Source organism: Frankia sp. R43, assembly GCF_001306465.1.
Taxonomy (GTDB): domain Bacteria; phylum Actinomycetota; class Actinomycetes; order Frankiales; family Frankiaceae; genus Parafrankia; species Parafrankia irregularis.
Genome location: NZ_LFCW01000001.1, coordinates 197,520 through 218,130 on the forward strand (window position 1 = coordinate 197,520; position 20,611 = coordinate 218,130).

Genomic DNA, 20,611 nt, shown 5'->3' on the forward strand with positions numbered 1-20,611 from the left:
CTGGGAGGTGTAGAAATGCTGAACCATGGTCTGGCGACGGGGGCAGGAATGCCGTTGAATGACGGAGAGTCACAGCATAAGGATTTCGCCAGCGTGCCGCGCGGCCTGCCCCGGCGGTGGAAAACAGCACAGACGACCGGCGGCCGTATCCCTGGGAGACCGACGTGACCAGGAACTTCGTGCTGCATCACGCCGGCACACCCGGCGAGGACCGCTATGCCGAGCAGTTCCTTGACGACATCCAGGACGAAGTCGACCGGGCAGTCGGCACCGGCGCCGGTGACACTGAGTCGATACGTGGCCGGTTCACCCGGGTCACGGGCACCCGCTTCGGCATTCCAGCAGACGGCTCCCAGGTAATCGACCCGGTAATCCTGAGCTGTGTCGCTCTGGTCTCACTCAACACAGACGGCTATCTCCGGGATCAGCAGAGGATGTGGGAGCGGCGGCTCTTCCGGGAACGCCTTCGCTGGCACCTGCAGTTCACCGGCAGAGCGTCACCGGCACACATCGGCGTCCGCTGGTTCAGCGACGCCGCCAGTCCGGCTCCCACCACCGCCGACGCACTGATCGACGCAGACCTCGGGCCCGAGTACGCCACCACCGGAGCGCTTCGCCTGCTGCGCACCGCCCCGGAGTCGGAGTCCTACCGGCGGCTCGTCGTCGGCATCGCGCGACGGATCCTGGACGCGGCTCACGATCCCGTCCCGGTGATGAGCGAGGAGGATGTCCGGTTCGTACCGAGGATTCCCACCGCGGCCTCGGCAGGCGCACCGCCGGGCGTCCCCTCCCCGCCGGCCTGGGAGCGGAGCCGGGCGGGCGGCGGACGCGCGACCGTGGTGCTGGCGGTACCAGCCCAGGAGGACCTGCCACCGGAACGGCGTGACCGCGGCTACTACGGACGCACCGCGGCCGAATGGCGGCCCTTCCTCCCCGGCACCGGCGCGTCCGCCTTCGACGTCGTTCGCGCGACCATGGAAGACGTCGGAATCCACGACATTGTCTGCGAACAGTTGAGCGTGCGCATGTTCGAGAACCCGCCATCAGCCCTTGACGATGAGCGCGTCGTCGCGGTTCTTGTTGATCCATGGATTGCCTCCGGCGGCAATGCGGACGATGCGCTGGCCCGGCTGGCGGAATGGCGACGCCGCAGCGGAGCCGTGGTGGGAATATTTTTGATCACCGCTGAGGGTGACGAGGAGACGGCGGCGCAGGCAGCCGTGCTGACCAACCGCCTGCGGCATCTGTTGAAGGAGGACGCCGCGCTGTTCCGCTCCCGCACCTGGTTGCCGGCCGTGGATGATGCCGCGCGGCTCGCGTCGTCGGCACGGCCCTTTGTCGTCCGTGCTCGCAACCGCCTGCTCGCGGAACGCCGCCGGGCCGCGCTGGTGTCCAGCGCCGCGACTGGCGGGCCGGCCACCGACCGGCTGGCTCCGGAAAGGAATGTGTGGGCCAGGCCATACCATCGGATGTGGATGTCGGATGCCGCCGACACCACCCGGCCGGCCTCACATCGAACGCTCGGCGCGGGGGTGGAAACAGCGTGATCACAGACTCAGCTTCAGGCCGGGCCGCGGTGCCGGTGGAATCGACGGCACCCGTGACGGTGCCGGCGGCGGTACCGTCGACCACCCGAATCGTCACCTTCTACTCCTACAAGGGTGGCACCGGGCGCACGATGGCGATGGCGAACGTCGCCTTCATCCTGGCGAGTGCGGGAATGAAGGTCCTGGTCATCGACTGGGACCTTGAGTCACCCGGTCTGCACCGCTATTTTCGGCCGTTTCTCACCGACCGGGACCTGACCAGCAGTGACGGCGTCATCGATATTCTGACCAAATTCGTCACCGAACGGGACCTGTACCCGGTGAACGACCCCGCCGCGCCGGACCCGCTGCGGCACGCGGACTTCGCGAACCACGTGGAGACGCTGCGGTGGCAGTACTTTCCGCGTGGGGGCCGGCTGGATTTCCTCGGCCCGGGCCGCCAGGAGTCGCGGGACAGCGACGCCGAGTACCAGTCGCTCTACGAGCTCAGGGTCTCGACCTTTCCCTGGAACCAGCTGTTCGACGGCCCGGACGAGACCGTTTTCATCAGCCGGTTGCGCGAGAACATGTTGTCCGCCGGCTACGACTACGTGCTGATCGACAGCCGCACCGGCGTCTCGGACGCCTCCGGGATCTGCACCATGCTGCTCCCGGATGTGGCGGTCATCGGCTTCGTCATGAACAACCAGTCGATCATCGGTGCCACCTGGGTCGCCAAGCGTATTCGCTCCAGCGCGCCCCGTCCCGTCCAGGTGATCCCGGTCCCGATGCGGGTGGAGGACGGCGAGCAGCGGCGGCTGGAACGGCGGCGCCTGTTCGCCGCCTTCCGGTTCAACGACGTCCTCGACCTGGATGCCGATTCGGACCGGCAGGTCCAGCGGCTCGCCAAGGTGGAGATTCCCTACAAGCAGCTGTACGCCTATGAGGAGCTTCTCGCCTCGTTCGGTGACACTCCCGGCGTTCGGTCCAGTCTGCTGTCGGCCTATGAGGAGCTGGCGGCGACGATTCACGGCGGCCCGCTACCGGAGCGGGCGCTCATCCCCTACGCGCAACGGCAGCGCATCGTGCGGCAGTTCGAGCTCGCGGACACGCCGATGCTGCGCTCGGCCGTGGTTCTCGCGGCCCCGGCCGACCGGGTCTGGGGCGACTGGGTGGCCGGCCAGCTGCGCCGCTTCGGTATCCGGGTGACCTCGACCGGCACGCTGAGCTCACCCGGGCGGCTGCCGAGGTCCAGCGCGCTGCTCGTGATCGCCTCGACCTCGCTGGACCGCGAGGCACCCGAGGGCAGCACGGCTCGAGCGGATCTCCTGCGGTTGATCGAGGATTCCGGTGCGCCTGACCAGCGCATCACCGTGGTGCAGGTGACTCCTCCGGAGACCGAGTGGCTTTCTCGGGACACCGGCGGGGAACCCGTCACCATCAGCGGGCTCGACGAGGCCGCGGCCCGGGAGCGGCTGCTCAACCATCTTGGCTTCGTCGACGTGGCCACCCCCGACGGCGACGCGGGCGGGCCGCGGTTCCCCACGCTGAAGCCGGCCGCCTGGGGCCGGGTACCACCGCGCTACGGCTGGTTCGTCGGCCGGGAGCAGGAGCTGACGCGACTGCGCGACCGGCTGACACCGGGTTCGGTGGTTACCGGTCGCCAGGTGCTGGCGGGCCCGCGCGGCGTGGGCAAGACCCTGGTCGCGGCCGAGTTCGCCTACCGTTTCAGCTCCGACTACGACGTCGTCTGGTGGATCCCGGCCGACGACCCGGCGTCGATTCGCCAGAGCCTCGTCGATCTCGCCGGCCGTCTGCGCCTCGATGCCGTCGGTGGCGGCGTCGGTGGCGCTACCGGCTTCGGCGCTGGCGGCGTCGGCGCCGGTGTCGGCGGCGTTGGGGGCGTCGGTGTCGGCGGTGGCGCTGCCGGTGTCGGCGGGCCCGGCGGATCCGCGCCCGTCCCGCAGAACGTGCCCGAGCTCGCCAATGCCGCGCTCGATGCGCTCTCGCTGGGCGAGCCGCCACTGCGGCGCTGGCTGTTGATCTATGACAACGCCGCTCACCCGGACGCGGTGTCCGAGCTGATGCCCACCGGCACCGCCTTCGGTCACGTCCTGATCACCTCGTACCACACCGCCTGGGACGACGGTTCCGCTGTGAAGATCGGCAACTTCGCCCCGGCGGAGAGCATTCGGCTGCTGCGCCGTGGCCTTCCCGGTGCCTCCGACGCCATGCTCGCCCCGCTCGCCGAGCAGGTCGACAACTTCCCGTTCGACATCAACCAGGCGGCCAACTCGTTGAGCCGCAGCACCCTGCCGGCGGCTGACGCGGTCAGGTCCTACCAGGCGCGGCTGCTCGAGCGCGGCCGGTGGAGCGGCGGCAGCGCCTGGGCGATGGAGTACAACGAGCTGAAGACGAGCGCCGATCCCGTCGCCCGGGCCGCCGCGAAGCTGCTGGAGATGTGCGCCTTCCTCGCCGAGGAGGGCGTCTCGCTGGCGCTGCTGCGGTCCGCCGCGATGGTCCAGCGGCTCCACGACATCGGCTCCGACGCCCCCACCGCCGCGGCGCCACCGGATGTCGACTCCGTCATCGACCGGATCGAACGTCTCAACCTCGCCGCCGTCAACCCGACCCGGGACCGGCTGATCGTGCCCGGCCGGTCCCAGCTGTACGTCCGTGAACGGCTGCCGGAGCCGGAGGCCACGCTCATCCGTGCGGAGGTCTGGCGGGTGCTGACCGCGCACGCGTCCCTCACCGCGCTGGACGACCCCAGCGGCCGGGACATGTTCGTCGAGCTTCGCAAGCACATCCGCCCGTCCGGCGCCGCCGGGTCGCCAGACCCGGACGTCCGCCGCTGGATGATCTACGAGGTGTACCGGCGCTGGCGCGTCGGCGAGCTCGGCGACGCCCTGGAGCTCACGGACGAGTGCCTGGCGAACTGGCAGCCGCTCGGAGCGGATGATCCGATCACGTTGCAGATGTGCACGTGGCGGGCGACCGTGCTGCGCTCGTCCGGGCGCATCGACGAGGCGTTCGCGCTCGACGAGCAGACCCTCGCCGCGCAGCGCCATCTGCTCGGTTTCGCCGACCGGCGCACGCTGCTGACGGCGGGCGGGTTCGGCGCGGACAAGTGTGAGCTCGGCTGGTACAACGACGCTCGCGCCGAGGACCAGACCACCTACGACCTCTACTGCCGTGAGTTCGGGCCGAACGACCGGTCGGCGCTGGACGCCGGGGACAACCTCGCCGTGGCGCAGTACCTCGACGGGGACGTCGCGGCGGCCCAGCGAACCGTCCGCGCCGTCCTGCGCGGCCGGCTGGCCACGCTCGGCACGGACAACGCCGACACCTGGTGGTCCCAGATCCTGGTCGGCCTGTGCGTGCGCGAGCTCGGTGACTCGACCGAGGCCTGGCAGCTCATTCACGAGGCGCGCGAGCGGCTGCGCGAGATCGAGGGCCCGACCTCGACCCGGAGCCTGCTCGCGAGCAAGCATCTGGCCGTCACCCTGCGGCGCGGCGATGACCCGAGCGCGGCCCGTGTGCTGACCAAGGAGACCCTGGACCACTACGTCCACCGCTACCCGAGGCGGCATCCGGGCCGCCTGGCCTGCCTGTTGAACCGGGCCCTCGACCTGCACGCGGCCGCCAGCCACCTCGACGCCGTGACGATCGCCCGGGAGGCGCTGGCGGCCTACACGGACCTGCACGGCGACGACGACCACCCCGTCCTGAACATCGCCCGGACGAACGCCTCGATCTGCCTGCTCGGCGCCGGGCAGGTCGACGAGGCACTTGCGCTGAGCCAGCGAGCCCACGACGGCCTGCGCGAGGAGCTCTACGAATACCACCCGGCGGTGCTGGCGGCGGCCATCAACCACGCCAACTGCCTGCTGGCCGCGGGCCAGGCGCAGGACGCGGCCAAGCTCGACCAGCAGACGCTGGACGAATGCGTCGCCTCGCTCGGCGCCGACCACCCGTACACCCGCATCAGCCGCCTCCACCACGGCTCGGAGGAACCGAACGGCCGCCCGCCGGCAGGCCTCGCCGCGGGAGACGACGTCCTGTCGGGGCGGCGCGGCGCCGACGTCGACATCACGGGCACCTGACGGTAGAGGCAGGTCTACATGACGAACGAGATGCTGTCAGCGCGGGCCCCTTACCACTACCGGGCGCCCTATATCGAGGCCGCGAAGTTCCGCGACGTCGAGGATCTCTGCCTGCGGGAGCTTGATCCGGAGATCCTCCAGCACGTGAGCTACTACACGGAGGGAGTGCTCGGGCTCTCCTTCGACGTTCTGGAACAGGCCGATCTGCCGGCCACCTCGCGCCGTTCGGCGGGCACCGGCCGGCGACGCCGTGACCTGGAAAGCTTCGGCCGCCAGATAAACCGGGCGGTGGAGGAGCTCAACCGGGTCCTGGAGCCGCTCGACACCGGTGTTCTCATCCGGGTGGTGTTCGACGCGGGCATCGGCGGCCTGATCTACAACCGGGTCAACACCCGGCAGTATCTGATCGGCGCGGCGCTTCGCCCCGAAGGCCTCGCCGCGGCCGATGTGGCGATGTCGAAGCTCGCCACCAGGTGCAGGTCCTTACTCGGCCTGCCGGGCCAGAACCCGGGCGGGGTCGACAGCGACACCCAGGGCCCGCCCAGCGGCAGCCACATCACACCCCCCCTGGTGGAGCTTTCCCCGGACGCGGATCCCGAGGACCTCAGGTTCTCCGAACTCGGCCGGCACGCCGTGCGACCGGACGACCTGCACTACGCGGCCCGGTGCAAGGACAACGGTGTCAACGTGGTGGTGGACGTGTTCGACGCTCCCGCACTCGGTTCGTTCTTTCTCACCGTCGGTGTCAGACGGCACCGGGACCTGTACGAGACGATCTGCCGCGACCTGTCGACACTGACGGCGAACTTCGCGCGGGCAGCCAGAGCCGCGCTGGGCACCCCGCTGCGGACCAGCGTCGTGGACGTCGAAGCCGGCGCCCTCTACGTCCACGACGTGGGCGCCGGTGAATACCTGCTCGGCGTAACGCTGGACCAGCAGCGGGTCAGCGAGGCGGAGCGACGATTCCAGGACCTCGCCGCGCGATTCCTGGATAGCCGCTGACACCGGAAACCGTCTAAATCGGTGGTGGCCCGGGGAATTTCGGATCACCACCGCGGACCAAGGGTGCCGTGAACGGTGGGCACAGATATCCCGTGACGTCGCCGGGCAGTCGTTATAGTGTTCTCGCACCAGGTGGTCGAGGAGGTCGACTGATGGAGGCCACTGCCAGCCGCATCAGCTCTTCAGCGCAGCTCGGTTCTTCAGCGCAGCTCGGCTCTTCAGGGCAAGTCGGCTCCGCGGAACGCATCGAGTCTCCGGTGCTGGATCTGACCGGGGTCGACCTGAACGATCTGAACAGGCTGCCGGCCGGGGCACTCATCCGGTGCCTCCAGCACGTGCTGCGCGCCGTCGAAACAGACCAGGCGATCGCCGGCTACTCCCAATACCCCGGCAAGTCGGAAGGCGACTGGTGATCGGCGCGGGTGAGCCTTTCCACCGTCGCCTCCGACCTGCGGCATCTCCGACCGTCCACCGTGCGATGGAAAAGACTCAATGAGTTCCGACCACGACCGGCATCCGGGCAGCCGTACCCACGGAATGCCGGGCGCCGATTCCGGATTCAGTATCCGCCCCGACCCGGGCGGAGTTCACCAGGGTTTTTCGGCTGATACCACAGGGCCGGCGACCGGCCGGGCGACCGGCACCTGGCCCGGAGGCTGAGGCGGCAGTGCTTTTCGACAACTACATTCGGGCGACCGCGGCGGAACCGCGCTGGCACCAGCTTTCCTGGTCGCAGTTCGACGAGCTCGCCGGTGGCCTCGGCGGAGCACAGGCGTCGTCGGTCCTGCGGTCGGCACAGGCGAGCAAGCGCCTGCTCATGCTCTGGTCACTGGTCGGCCAGGTCCACGACAGCGAGCTCACCGTCGCCGCTCGCGAGGATGTCGAACGCCTCTTCGGCATCCTCGCCGCCCTGTGGCGTGAGCATCCCGGGGAGGTGGAGGCGGTCGTCCTCCACCCGCCGGTGGGTACCTGGCTGCATCACTGCCTTCGGCGGCTGCGCCCACGGCCGGACCAGCCCCCACGGCCGGACCAGCCCTCGCAGGCGGCCGGCCAGCACACGATCGAGGAGGATCTCGGCTACCTCGGGGGCCTCGTCGCCGCGATCGCGCTGCGTGCGCGGATCCCCGTGGACATCCGCGCACCTGTGCGGGCCGGCGTCGTGACTCTTCCGACGTACGGCCAGATACGACTCCGCGGGCAGGGTGACCGAGCCCGGATCCGGATCTGGGCCCACCCTCCTGATCCCGCCGGCCGCGTTGCGGTGCGGTTGGCCGTCGACACGGCCGACGATCACGTGCAGCTCACGTCGCAGTCGCTGGAGTACACGGACACGGACACGGACACGGGCCGCGAACGCGACGGCTCCCCGACCAGCCAGTCCCCCGGCAACCACCCGGACCGGTGGTGGCCGGTTCGGCCGCTCCAGCTCGCTGGGGCCTCCGGCGGGTCGCGCATCGTGCTCGACGATCTCGACCCGTTTCGGGAGCCAGGCGCGCTGGTGCCGGCCCGACGGCTGACCGCGGCGGAGTTCCGTCACTGGCGTGCCGTCTTCGGCGAGGCCTGGCACCTGCTCGTCCGCGACCATCCGCACCGCGTCGACGGCGTCGCGGGCCTGCTGCGGTCGCTGGTGCCACTGGCCGCTCCGGCCGGTGTGACGTCCATCAGCGCCAGCTCGCTTGAAGCCTTCGGTTCCGTGCTCCTGTCCGCTCCGACCGACAGCGCGCAGCTGGCCGTCACCCTCATCCATGAGACCCAGCATTCGAAGCTGGCGGCCATCGACGACCTCTCGCCCCTGGTCGCACGGCGCTCACCGGCGGTGCACTACGCGCCGTGGCGCCTCGATCCGCGCCCGGTCGAAGGGCTGCTGCACGGCGCCTTCGCCTTCCTCGCCGTCGCCGGCTACTGGTACGAGCGGTCCCTGATCGACGAGGGCGGCCAGGCCCTCCTGGCCGCCTACCAGTTCGTCTGGTGCCGGGAGTCCGTCCGCGATGTGGTGGTCACGCTGGAGGCGGACGAAACGCTCACCCCGGCGGGCCGGCGGCTGACCGCGGGGATCGCCGATCAGGTCCGCCGCTGGTCGGGCGCCGCCGTGCCGGAGCTTGCCCACCGGCTGGGCATGCTGGAGGTCGGCGACTGCCGGGTTCGATGGCGCCTGCGCAACCTGACGCCGGAGCCAGAAGTGATCTCATCGTGGGCTCGGGCGTGGCTGCGAGGTGATCCATGCCCGCCGTCGGGGGCACCGGTCTGCAGCGTGCGGGCCGGTACGCCGAGCGCCGCCGGGGGAAACCGGGTGGACGTCGCGCGCCGCCTGCTGGCGGGCGAGACCGTGGACGCGTCCGGCCGGGCCCGCGCCGACGTGCTCCTGCTGACCGGTCGGACCGAGGAGGCCGCTGCCGAGTACCGGCGGGCGGTGCTCGCCGACGGCGACGCGCTTGCCGCCTGGTCGGGGCTGGTGCTGAGCCGGCTCGGCACCGGTGGGCGCTCCGCGCGCGGATACTCGACCCGGCCGGAGACTGTCCGGGAACTGTGGCTGGCGATCAGGCGGGCCTCGGGAGACACCCCCGACCTCGATGCCCTCGCGGCCTGGATCGCCGACGTCGACGACGCGGATACCCGACGTTCCCGGCCCCCTGCCGTGGAGCGGCCTGGCCGAGCAGGTCGCGCGGTGGTCAACCCGCGGACCGCGTGACCGGCTCCGGCGCCTCCTCGCCGCCGATCCGACCGGCGACCGCCAGCATCAGGCGCGGGAACCGGGCAATCGCCCGGTTGCAGGCGAAGTGCAGGATGTTGATGGCCGCGATCGCCACGCCGACCACCCCGACAGCCGACGGAACGATCGGTTGGAAGGTCAGCGCGAGCACGATGCTGGTGATCCCGTTCTGCTGGGAGAGGGACAGGTACACCCGGTCGGTCGGCTGGAGGCCCCGGGTGAGGAGCAGCCCGACCAGAATCTGCGCGGCGAACGCCGCGGCTCCCAGGGAGATACCGGCCGCGAGATCGATGTCCGCGCCGCCCAGAAGGACGCCGAGCAGAACGGCCGCCGCCAGCAGCGCCGCCTGAACAGCCCGGTCGACCCAGCGGCCCCAGGCGAGCGACCTGGGCCGCAGGAAAAGGCCGGCGGCCGCCAGGCCGAACATCAGGAAGCGCCAGACGGCCACGGCATAGACGACGCCCACCGCGCCGATGATCAGCCGGTCGTGGCCCGACCGGCGGTGGCGGATGGTTCGAGCGAAGGTCCAGGCCGCGACCACCAGAGCACCGTTCACGACCAGATCGGCCGCGAGGGTGCCGAACCCGGCATCCGCCATGAGGCCCGCGTGGTTCGTGCCGCTGATCGCCATGGACGGCAGCACCGCCAGCAGCACCAGCGTGGCGAGCACGGTGACCGGGTCGTCAAACGAGGACCACGCGATCAGCAACGACCTGGCCCGGCGGGACATGGGCGAGCTCTTCAGCAGGGCGGCGACCGAGAGCGGATCTATCTGCGCGATGATGCCGGCCAGGAGGAAGTACACCGGGTCACGAAAGATCAGCGCCAGAAGGCAGCCGATCAGGAGGACCTTGAGAACGACACCGACGGTCACCACGGAGACAATCAGGCGCGCGTCGCTCCTGGCCGCGCGGGGAATCGTCGACGTGGCGCCGTAGAGCCCCAGACCGAGCAATGCGGCGGTCAGGTATCCATAGGCCGCGGTGTCGACCATTCCCACCGATCCGAGCACCCGCGACAGGGCATAGCCGGCGCCGACGCAGAGCGGCAGGCGCAGCAGAACAACCAGGGAGATCATGAGAATGGGTACACCGCTTCACTCCATTCTCGCTCCGTCAGCCGCAGTCGAATGCACAGCCGAACTCAGGCGCAGCCGCCGCCACCGGCGCAGGCTGACGCGACAACAGCCGATGATCGCCCCCGTCGATCGACAACAGCGTACCGCGCGGCCTGTCGCCGAAACACGCATGTCGACGGGTTGTGGGAATCTGCGACAATTCCGCGAGGCGGCCGGCGGATCATGCGTAATGCGGCCACCTGGTCGCGGGACCGGGGCCGGTACCGGCCCCGGCCCCGGTCCCGGTCATTCTGGCGGACTGCCGTGCAGCAGGCCGGTCTGGTACGCGATGACGACGAGCTGAGCCCGGTCGCGGGCGTCGAGTTTCGCCATTGCCCGGTGAACATGGGTGCGAGCGGTCAGCGGGCTTATGACGAGTTTGGCGGCTATCTCCTGGTTGGAGTGGCCTTCCGCGGCCAGGATCATGACCTCCCGTTCACGGGCGGTGAGCGTGTCGAGGGCCGCGTGGTTCGCCGCAGCGGTGGCCGTGGGTTCGGGGATGGCGATGAACTGCGCGATGAGTGCACGGGTCGCCGCCGGGGACAGGAGCGCCTCGCCAGCCGCGACGGTGCGGACCGCGGCGAGGAGCCCGTCGGCTTCGACGTCCTTGCCGAGAAAGCCGCTCGCGCCGACACGCAGCGCCCGGGCGACATATTCGTCGATCTCGAAGGTCGTGAGAATGAGAACGCGGGTGGCGGCGAGCTCTTCGTCCCGGCAGATGGCCGCGGTGGCGGCCAGCCCGTCCATGCCGGGCATTCGGATGTCCATGACCACGACGTCCGGACGATATTCGCGGGCGGCAGCGACGGCTTCGTTACCATTAGCCGCCTCAGCGACCACCGTCATGTCGTCACACGAATCGATCAGTATCCGGAATGTTGCTCGGAGGAGCGCCTGGTCGTCGGCGAGCAGTACGCGGATGGTCATCTCTGTTCCGTTTTCGTCGGTTTTCTGGGCTGGAGCGGCAGGACGGCGGTGACGTGGAATCCGAACTCGGGATGACTGCCGGCCTCGAGATGCCCACCGACAGAACTCGCTCGTTCACGCATGCTGATCAGGCCGAACCCGCCGTCGGCCCCCTCGCCGGCCCGGTGACCGGGCCTTTCACCGGGCCTTTCACCGGCCTTCTCACCAGGCACGCCATCGGGCCTGCCACTGCGACGGCGCCCGTCATCGGCACCATTTATGATCTTCAAGGTCAGGTCGCTCGGCGAGTAGGTGATGTCGACGTACGCGCTGCCGGTGGCCGCGTGCTTCGCCACATTGGTGAGCGCTTCCTGCGCGATCCGGAAGGCCGTGAGGTCCACCACCGGGGAGAGCGATGGCGGGTCACCGCGGGTGGTGATGGTGACGGTGAGCCCGGCCGCGGCGAACACGCGGGCGAGCTCGGGGAGCTGCGCGAGCGACGGTGCGGGTTCCAGGGGTGCGTCCGGGTCGTCGCCGTCGCGCAGGAGGCCGACGGTGGCCTTGAGGTCACGCAACGCGGAGGACGTGGTGGCGGTCAGGCTGGTGAGGATCTGTGCCGCCTGGTCGGGGCGGGTGCGAACGAGATGTGCGGCGGTGCTCGCCTGAGCGTGGGCGAGGGTTACGTGGTGGGCGACGACGTCGTGCAGCTCGCGGGCGATCCGGGTGCGCTCGGCGGCCACCCGGCGGCGGGCCTCGGCCTCCCGGGTGCGCTCCGCGTACTCGGCGCGGGCCCGGACGGCGTCGAGGTAACCCTCCTTGGTGCGCTTTGCGTCTCCGAGCGCGGCTGACATCAGGAGCCAGGCGGTCGGTCCGACGCTCTTGAGCGGCCAGCCGTAGCTGGCGGGATCTGCGACCAGCGCGGTCCCCACCACCAGGACGCACGTCGAGACGGCGAAGACCAGGTTGGTCCGGCGGTCCGTGCGGGCGGCGAGCCAGTAGAGCGCGGCCATCACCGGAGCCAGCAACAGGGGGGTCAGCAGGTAGCCCAGCGCCGTCACCGCGACGGCGCAGACGATCGCCACCGCGGCGGTGGTGCGCGGGTGGCTTTCATGCCAGAACAGGGCGGCGCAGGCGATGGCCGCGAGAACGACCGCGGGCACCCACCCGCCGATGGGGGCGTTGGCGGGTGGCGTGATTCTGCTGCCGGGACCGGAGGCGACGAACGCCCCGATCACGATCACCACCGTGTTGCGGCGATGATTCCCGACCCACCGCCAGGTGGTGATCGTCATTGCTGGTTCCCGTCGAATGCTGGAGCCGTGCCCCTCACCGTACGGGGTCGCCACCGTCCGAGGAACGCGCCGTGCCTCCACGTTCCTCGGACGAGTGGTGTTCATCGACCGGAGGCTGGTGCCCAGGAGGCGGATGCCGCCTCCACGCAACCAGGGTCCATGGAGAGGGCACCGTCCACTGCGGTGGACGGCACCGAGGCGCGCGACCCGCTCAGTGCCTCGCCTTCGACGTCGACCCGGGGCAGCACCTTGTCGAGGCCGCGCGGGATCCACCAGGCCCGTTCACCGAGCAGCGCGAGCACGGCCGGCACGATCGTCATCCGGACGACGAAGGCATCGAGCAGGACAGCGGTGGCGAGGCCGAAGCCGACCATCTTGATCATCGGCTCGGTCGCACTGACGAATCCGGCGAAGACGGCCATCATGATCAGTGCTGCGGCGACCACGACCCGGGAGCTGTGCCCGAACCCGGAGACGATCGCGTGCCCGGCGTCATCGCCGTGGATGTAGGCCTCGCGCACGCGGGTGACGAGGAAGACCTCGTAGTCCATGGCGAGCCCGAAGACGATGCCCACCATGAAGATCGGCATCATGCTCATGATCGGCCCGGTCTGTTCGAGGCCGATGAGGCCCGCCAGCCATCCCCACTGGAAGACCGCGACGACCGCGCCGAGAGCGGCCAGCACCGAGAGCAGGAATCCGCAGGCGGCCTTGAGCGGGACGAGCACCGACCGGAAGAGCGCCATCAGGAGCAGGAAGGCGAGGCCCACCACGACCGCGAGGTAGGGCACAAGCGCGCCCTGGACCTTCTGGGCCATATCGATGTTGACCGCGGTGGTACCGGTGACCTGGAACGTCGCGCCGGTGACGGACTCGACCGCGGATCGTTCGGCGCGGATGGCGTGGACGAGGTCCACGGTCGCCGCGTCGCTCGGGCCGGTCGTGGGAACGACGGTGAGCAGCGCGGCGTCGCCGGCGGGATTGGACCGGGCCGGTGAGACCGAGACGACTCCGTGCGTGCCGGCGAGGCTCTCGATCGTCGTGGCGATCGCCGCCGCCGGATCGTCGGAAGCCGCCGTGTCGACCACGACGGTGAGCGGGCCGTTGAATCCGGCGCCGAAACCCCGGGCGAGGTCGTCGTAGGCGCGGCGTTCGGTGGTGGACGTTGGTTTCGCCTCGTCACCAGCGGTGCCCAGGCGCAGGTCGAGGGCCGGCAGCGCGATCGCGACCAGGGCGAGCACCGCGAGGGCGAGGATCGGCAGCGGGCGACGCAGGACCAGTCGGGCCCACCGGGTACCCACACTGGGCCCGCGCTGTCGTGCCTTCGCCCGTCCCCTGCGGGCGGCGCGTGGGAGCACCGCGCGCTGGAAGAAGCCGAGCAGCGCCGGCACCAGGGTCAGCGCGACGAGGACGGCGACGACGACTGTTCCGGCGGCAGCCAGGCCCATCTTGGTCAGCGTCGGTATCCCGACGACGAACAGCCCGGCCAGGGCGATCACCACGGTGAGCCCGGCGAACACCACCGAGGAGCCTGCGGTGCCGGTGGCGATGGCCACGGCCTCCGACGGCTCATGCCCGCGGGCCCGTTCCTCCCGGTAGCGGGAGACGATGAAGACCGCGTAGTCGATCCCGACCGCCAGGCCCAGCATCATCGCCAGCGTGCTGGTGGTCGAGGACAGGCCGAAGGTACTGGCCAGGGCCATGATCGAGAGCATGCCGACCCCGACGCCCACGACAGCGGTCAGCAGCGGCAGCCCGGCCGCCGCCAGCGATCCGAAGGTGACCAGCAGGACTATCGCGGCGAGCGCGATCCCGACCACCTCGCCGATGCCGCCCGCCGCCGGCCGGGTGGTCAGCGCATCCCCGCCGATCTCGACGGTCAGACCGGCGGCCTGGCCGTCGGCGACCGCGCCCTTCAGGCTTTCCAGGGTGGCGTCGGTGAGGTCGCCGCCGGTCACGGTGTAGGAGACCGTCGCGTAGGCGGTCGCCGCGTCCTGGCTCACCGCGCCGCCCTGGAACGGATTCACCGCGGTGAGGACCTGCGGACCGGAGGCGGCCCGCGCGACGGCCTTCTCGACCACGGCCCGGTTCTCGGCCGCGGTGAGCTTCTCCCCCGCCGGAGCGCCGAAGACGATGCGCGCGACCGCGCCGTCCACCCCGGAGCCGGGAAAACGCTCGTCCAGGAGGTCGAACGCCCGCTGGGATTCGGTTCCCGGAATGGAGAACTCGTCCTTGGGGGCGTCGGGGGCCTTCATCGCGGCGAAACCCATGGCCGCGAGAACCGCGATCCACAGGAGGAGAACGTATCGGCGGCGCCGGAAGGAAAACCGCCCCAGTCGGTACAGAAGAGTCGCCATGGAGTGGTTCTCCATATCTTTTCGGGTACCCCACAAGACTGCTCCGGCCCGGTGGGTCCCGTCGTCGTGCGCCTGCCGGCACTTACCGCTGCCCACGTACTGCGTCTGCCGTAGCCGGAAGTGACTGCGCCCGGCCGATGCGAGAACAGGCTGTTCTGCCGCACAGTGGCCCTGGCCTGTTTCCGGCGCAGCCGGAATCCCGAACCGGCGGCGCCTCGCGGGATATCCGGGATACCGCACGAAGCGAAGGGCACTCGGTGGATCACAGACCCGACGACGAAGTCCTCACCGGCCCAGGTGGTCAACAGCCGCCTGCCCACGCCGGGACGACATCGCTCACCCCGTGGCACCGGCGGTGGTGGCCGCGGGATCGGCGGCCGCGGCGGCGACGCCGTGCTCTCGCGTTCGGCGCAGTGATCCTGCTCGTCGTCCTCATCGCGGGTGACCGGTTCGCGGTCTCAACCGCCGAGAGTGAGATGGCCACCCAGATCAAGGCGAGTGTCATCAGGAGCCTCGCCTGCGACGCCACTCCGCCGACGGTCCGCGACGTCAGTATCGGCGGATTTCCGTTCCTCACCCAGATTGCATTCGGAAGGTTCAGGAACATCGGGGTGATTATCGACGGAGTACCAACGCCCGGTCCGCGCATCTCCTCGGTCGAGGCACACCTCAAAGGAATTCATCTTCCAGTCCGGAAGATGCTTGCCAATGATGTCGGCGAGATACCGGTCGACAACGTCGAGGCGACGGTCCATCTCGACTACGCCGACGTGAACGCGTTCCTGGCCGACCAGCCCGGAGATCTTCAGATCAATCCGGTGGACGGCGGGAAGAAGGTCGAGGTCGCCGGCCTGGCCGACGTACCGGTGCTCGGCGCCCAGGAGATCGGCGGGGTCATCGCGTTCGAGGTGCGGGACAACAAGCTCACGCTGATCCCGTCCGAGATCGCCCTGCACGGGTCCATCAACGTGGACATCCCGGTGCCCGGCGGCCTCGGCGGGCTGCTCCCCGCCATCCCGATTCCGGTCGGCGCCCTGCCGTTCGACCTCACCGTCGTCGAGGCCTCCTCCGACGCCGCCGGCCTGTCGCTGACCGCGACCGCGCGGCGCGTCGTCCTTCCCGAGGCCGACACGACAGCCCGCCGCTGCCCCGCACCGAACAGCAGCGGGCCGTGAACCCGAGCTCCGAGATGGCCGCCGCGATGGGCGACAACCGGCCGCTGCCGGTGCCCGCCGCCCACGACGACGGTGTCGGGCGGCGATCGGGACGAGGTGCCCGGTGCCACCGCAGTGGCACCGGTCAACCCCTGACCTCGTCCCGACCTCCCCTCAGCCTTGGCCACCCAGCCTTGGCCACCCAGCCTTGGCCACCCAGCCTTGGCCATCTCTCACCTGGCATCGCCGGCGCGTGGCCTCGGCCACGCGGGGAGGCAGCGTCCGTCAGTAGTTGGGGTTGTTGGTGTCCGGGATCTGGATGGCGATGGGGAACTGGGCGCCGGACAGGAGGGTCAGGACGCCGATACGCAGGATCTCGTCGAAGGCCCAGTAGACCGCCTGCAGGAGGCCGGGGGCCTTCTCCAGGCTCAGCAGGCCCTCGCGGACGGCGACGAAGGGCTTCCAGGCGACCTGGAAGGCCGTGTCCCAGAAGGGGTACCGCGGCAGCTTGAGCCAGCCGGCGATCTCGTCACCCAGGAAGTAGCGGGTGAGGGCGCACAGGATGGGCTTGCTGAGGAGGGAGCCGTCGATGAACGACGCCAGGTTGACGAGGATGTCGGCGAGCTTGATGCCCTCGGGGGTCGGGGCGAGGATCGGGGTGAGAACCTGCGCCGCCTGGGTGTTCGCGGTGGCCCAGGAGTTCGGGATGTACTCGTCGAGCACCCCGAGCATGTGGGCGGTGACCTGCCAGGAGTGCAGGAACCCGGCGGACTCGACGGCGTTGATCGGCACGCCCCACGCGTTCAGGTTCTGCATGACGGTGGTGGGCAGGCTGTGCCAGGTCACCATGATGTCGGCCTGGGAGATCGGGATGTCCTCCGAGGCGACGTTGTTCCAGGCCGCGAGCTGGGGCAGCAGGTGGCGCACGCCGGCGTGGGCCAGCCGCGTCTTGACGCAGGTCACGATCATCTCGCCGGTGGGGTCGAACGCGTTGTTCGAGCCGACGTCGTAGCCCAGCTTGGCGGTCTTGGTGATGCGGTCCCGCATGTCCGCACCGCCCTTGGAGTAATAGACGGCCAGGGCCTCGCGCGGGATGACCGTGCTCATCATGCCGCTGACGAAGCCGTAGGTGACGCCCAGGTACAGGCCGCGCTTCTGGTTGAAGTTGATCGCGTCCTTGAGCTTGGCCGTGTCGGTCCACGTCGGGAGCTGGCGCGCGTGCTCCATGAAGTCACGCAGCTGCGTGGGCAGCCCGGCGGGCAGTGCCTGGCCGTTCTTCGTCCATGTCTTCAGCAGCTTGTTGACCGCGGTCGTCTGGCCGCTGTCGATGATCGCGGCGACCACCGGGTCGGCCTCGGCATCCCAGACGTACTTCGGGTCCACGCCGACGCCGGCCCCGGCGACCGAGCCCTCGGACGACCACGACCACGCCGGAGTCGCCGCGGCCAGCGCCCCGGCGGCCCCTAACATGCCGCCGGTGACCAGTACCTGACGCCTGCTTCGCTCAACCATCTTTAGTCCTCCCCAGAGCCCGACGACCCAAGGGTGGATACAAAGAAACAATATCCGATTCTCTGTATCAGGGCCGCCGCGCTCATGGGACCACATCAGCTATATGCGATACAAGGCTCCTTTTTTCCTGCCCGACGCGACGAGGTGAATCACGAAACTCTGGAGATAAGCCACATACCGGACATATCAACGATGTCCGCACGCCACTCTCCGGGAGCGCGAGGCCGGCACGCGGCAGGCAGCGGGCAACGGGCAACGGGCATCCACGGGCAGCCGGCGGCTGACGCGGAGGGCTGCGGGCAACCCGGCAGCCGGCTCCCAGCAGGATGCCCGAAACCGCCCCCAGGCCCTTTCGGGCCACCGAGGACCGACCGAGGCCGGCCTCCTCGGCGGCACTCGGGTTCCTACGGCGCTCAGGCCAGGTCGAGGCCCAGCATGCGGATGGCATTGCCGCGCACGATCTTGCGGACGGTCGCCGCGGGCAGGCCGGCCATCATCTCCTCGGCCACGCGCCGCGTGTTCGGCCAGGTCGAGTCGGTGTGCGGGTAGTCCGTCTCGAAGGTGACGTTGTCGACCCCGATGGCGTCCAGGGACGCCAGCCCATGCCGGTCACGGAAGAAGCAGCCGTACACCTGCCGGCGGAAGTAGCTCGACGGCGGTTCGGGCACGAGATCACGCACCCCACCCCAGGCCCGATGCTCCCGCCAGACGTCGTCGGCGCGTTCCAGCGCGTAGGGCAGCCAGCCGATCTGCCCCTCGGAGTAGGCGAGGACCAGCTCGGGAAAGCGAACCAGCACGCCGGAGAACAGCCAGTCGGCCAGCGAGGCCATCGCGTTGTTGAAGCTCAGCGTCGCGGCGACCGCGGGCGGCGCGTCGCCGGAGGTGGCGGGCATCCGCGACGACGAGCCGATGTGCATGCACACGACGGTCCCGGTGTCGACGCAGGCGGCGAGGAACGGCTCCCAGCTGCCGCTGTGGATGCTCGGCAGCCCCAGATGCGGCGGGATCTCACTGAAGCAGACGGCCCGGCAGCCGCGCGCCGCGTTACGCCGGACCTCCCCCGCGGCGAGCTCCGCGTCCCACAGCGGAATCAGGCACAGCGGGATCAGCCGGCCGCCCGAGTCCGCGCACCACTCGTCGATCATCCAGTCGTTGTAGGCCCGGACGCAGGCCAGCGCGAGGTCGGTGTCCCGCGCCTCGGCGAACGTCTGGCCGCAGAAGCGGGGAAAGGTGGGGAAGCACAGGGACGCCTCGACATGGTTGAGCTCCATGTCGGCGACCCGGGCGACCGGGTCGTAGCACCCGGGACGCATCTCGTCGTAGGTGATCGGGGACATCGTCATGTCGTCTCGGTCGAAGCCGACCGCCGCGACGTGCCTTTTGTGGATGTAGACGAGGTCCTCGTACACCCAGCAGTCGGCCTGCGGGCCGTCCTCGTCGAACGTCTGCCGGTAGTTGCCGCCGCCGATGTGCTCCATGCGCCCGATGCCGCGCCGCTGGACGCGGGGGCCGGCGTCGCGCAGCCGGGCGGGCAGCCAGCGTTGCCACAGGTGGGCCGGCTCCACGACGTGATCGTCGACGCTGATGATCCGCGGCAGCTCGCCGAACGAGTGGTCGGGCTCGCCGAAGGAGTGGTCGGGCTCGCCGAAGGAGCGAGTGGGACCTTCACCCGTGCGATGCGCCGCGGGCGCTGTCTGGTGCGAGTCCGTCTGGTGCGAGTCGGTCACGGCGGATCCCTCCGGCTTGCACGGCGAGGAACGCAATCACGCTAACATCAGATCTGACGGTTCATCAGGAAACAGTAAAGCCGACATCCAGGGGGTCGCGGTGCCCGAGGCCAGCATGCCCGCCTACCGCCTCACCGACTGGCTCCAACAGCCAGCAATCGTGGACATCACGGTCCCACGACCGGGCCCGGGAGAGGTCCTGGTGCGGGTCGCAGGCAACGGGCTGTGCCACTCAGATCTGACCATGCATCAGATTTCGGCGGAGATCGGGGCCGCGCTCGGCTGGCGGGTGCCGTTCACCCTCGGGCACGAGATCGCCGGCTGGATCGCCGACGCCGGCGACGAGGCAGCCGCGGTGACCGCCGCTCCGGGCACGCCCGTCGCGCTGGTGTCACCGGCCTCCTGCGGGCGCTGCCGCTACTGCCTGCGCGGGCTGGACAGCGCCTGCCCCGACGGCCTGGCGGGCCGCGGCTACGGCCGGGACGGCGGGCTGGCCCCATACGTGATCGCGCCGGCCGGGCGCGGAGTCGTCCCGCTGACCACGCTCGACCCGGTGGAGGCCGCACCGCTGACGGACGCCGGCGCCACCTCGTACCACGCGGTTCGCCGCGCACTCCCCCGGCTCGGCCCGGGATCGTGGGCCGTGGTCCTCGGCGCGGGCGGCCTCGGCGCGTTCGCCATCCAGCACCTGAAGGCGCTCAGCGCCGCCCGGGTGGTGGCGGTGGACCGCGCCGCGGGGCGCCGTGCCCTCGCCCGCGAGCTGGGCGCCGACGAGGCCATCGACGGGATCACCTCAGCCACCGCACATGACCTTGCCGACGTGTGCGGCGCGCAGGCGGCGGACGTCGTCCTCGACTTCGTCGGGACCGACGCCAGCATCGCCACCGGCCTGCGCGCACTGGCCCCGGCGGGCGCCTTCGGCCTGGTCGGAGCGGCCGGCGGCACCCTGCGCCGCGGCTGGTACGGAACCCTGCCCCGCGAGGCGGAGATCTTCACCTTCCAGGGGTCGACCATCGCGGACCTCCAGGACGTGATCGCGCTCGCGGAGGCGGGCCGCATCCGTCCCCTCGTCGACCGGTTCGCCCTGGCCGACATCGACGAGGCCTACGCCGCCCTGGCAGCCGGCGCCCTACACGGCCGCGCCGTGGTCATCCCACCCCTCTGAACCGGCGTTCCCGCTCGGCATCAGCACCAACTGCTCG

General features: G+C 70.2%; 13 protein-coding genes. 7 read left to right on the plus strand and 6 right to left on the minus strand.

All coding sequences use genetic code 11. The features are described 5' to 3' along the window. Nucleotides 1–164: 164 nt before the first annotated feature. The 5 genes from fsxC (at nucleotide 165) to ACG83_RS00790 (ending at nucleotide 9,323) form a co-directional block, all read left to right on the plus strand. Entirely contained in the window at nucleotides 165–1,547 is a 1,383-nt protein-coding gene (fsxC, locus tag ACG83_RS00775) for an FxsC protein (RefSeq protein WP_235497481.1), read from the plus strand. Next, entirely contained in the window at nucleotides 1,544–5,632 is a 4,089-nt protein-coding gene (gene fxsT / locus ACG83_RS00780) for an FxSxx-COOH system tetratricopeptide repeat protein (RefSeq protein ID WP_054564240.1), read from the plus strand. The genes fsxC and fxsT overlap by 4 nt, the downstream gene beginning before the upstream one ends. A gap of 18 nt (nucleotides 5,633–5,650) precedes the next feature. Further along, nucleotides 5,651–6,634, plus strand: a complete 984-nt coding sequence (locus ACG83_RS00785) for a hypothetical protein (protein WP_054564241.1) — start codon at nucleotides 5,651–5,653, stop codon at nucleotides 6,632–6,634. 152 nt (nucleotides 6,635–6,786) lie between these two features. Next, the gene (locus ACG83_RS43735) at nucleotides 6,787–7,047 is read left to right on the plus strand and encodes a hypothetical protein (RefSeq protein WP_131830965.1); all 261 of its coding nucleotides are present in this window, start codon (nucleotides 6,787–6,789) and stop codon (nucleotides 7,045–7,047) included. Between the two features lie 254 nt (nucleotides 7,048–7,301). Next, nucleotides 7,302–9,323, plus strand: coding sequence for an HEXXH motif domain-containing protein (locus ACG83_RS00790; RefSeq protein WP_054564242.1), 2,022 nt, complete (start codon nucleotides 7,302–7,304; stop codon nucleotides 9,321–9,323). On the opposite strand, the gene ACG83_RS00795 is transcribed toward ACG83_RS00790, so the two are convergent. From ACG83_RS00795 to ACG83_RS00810, 4 genes are all read right to left on the minus strand, one after another. Next, entirely contained in the window at nucleotides 9,304–10,422 is a 1,119-nt protein-coding gene (locus tag ACG83_RS00795) for a hypothetical protein (protein WP_054564243.1), read from the minus strand. The two genes, ACG83_RS00790 and ACG83_RS00795, sit on opposite strands and share 20 nt — an antisense overlap. Before the next feature lie 285 nt (nucleotides 10,423–10,707). Then, complete coding sequence (locus tag ACG83_RS00800; protein WP_054564244.1) at nucleotides 10,708–11,388, minus strand: response regulator transcription factor; 681 nt, start codon at nucleotides 11,386–11,388, stop codon at nucleotides 10,708–10,710. Continuing rightward, nucleotides 11,385–12,659 (minus strand): sensor histidine kinase, encoded by a 1,275-nt coding sequence (locus ACG83_RS00805; protein WP_054564245.1) that lies wholly within the window; start codon nucleotides 12,657–12,659, stop codon nucleotides 11,385–11,387. Before ACG83_RS00805 ends, ACG83_RS00800 begins: the two co-directional genes overlap by 4 nt. Before the next feature lie 101 nt (nucleotides 12,660–12,760). Beyond that, entirely contained in the window at nucleotides 12,761–15,016 is a 2,256-nt protein-coding gene (locus ACG83_RS00810; RefSeq protein WP_054564246.1) for an MMPL family transporter, read from the minus strand. A 257-nt stretch (nucleotides 15,017–15,273) separates the two neighbouring features. Here ACG83_RS00810 and ACG83_RS00815 point away from each other — a divergent pair, with 257 nt between their 5' ends. Continuing rightward, nucleotides 15,274–16,191: a DUF2993 domain-containing protein gene (locus tag ACG83_RS00815; RefSeq protein ID WP_235497483.1), complete on the plus strand. Its 918-nt coding sequence runs from the start codon at nucleotides 15,274–15,276 to the stop codon at nucleotides 16,189–16,191. Nucleotides 16,192–16,455: 264 nt separating this feature from the next. Here the strand turns inward: ACG83_RS00815 and ACG83_RS00820 are convergent, their stop codons facing one another. Next, the gene (locus ACG83_RS00820; protein ID WP_054564248.1) at nucleotides 16,456–17,682 is read right to left on the minus strand and encodes an oxygenase MpaB family protein; all 1,227 of its coding nucleotides are present in this window, start codon (nucleotides 17,680–17,682) and stop codon (nucleotides 16,456–16,458) included. A gap of 413 nt (nucleotides 17,683–18,095) precedes the next feature. Further along, nucleotides 18,096–19,280, minus strand: a complete 1,185-nt coding sequence (locus ACG83_RS00825; protein ID WP_054565315.1) for an amidohydrolase family protein — start codon at nucleotides 19,278–19,280, stop codon at nucleotides 18,096–18,098. Nucleotides 19,281–19,509: 229 nt separating this feature from the next. On the opposite strand from ACG83_RS00825, the gene ACG83_RS00830 reads away from it, so the two are divergent. Then, on the plus strand, nucleotides 19,510–20,574 hold the full coding sequence (locus ACG83_RS00830) for an alcohol dehydrogenase catalytic domain-containing protein (protein WP_235497486.1): 1,065 nt from the start codon (nucleotides 19,510–19,512) through the stop codon (nucleotides 20,572–20,574). The last annotated feature ends 37 nt before the right edge of the window (nucleotides 20,575–20,611 follow it).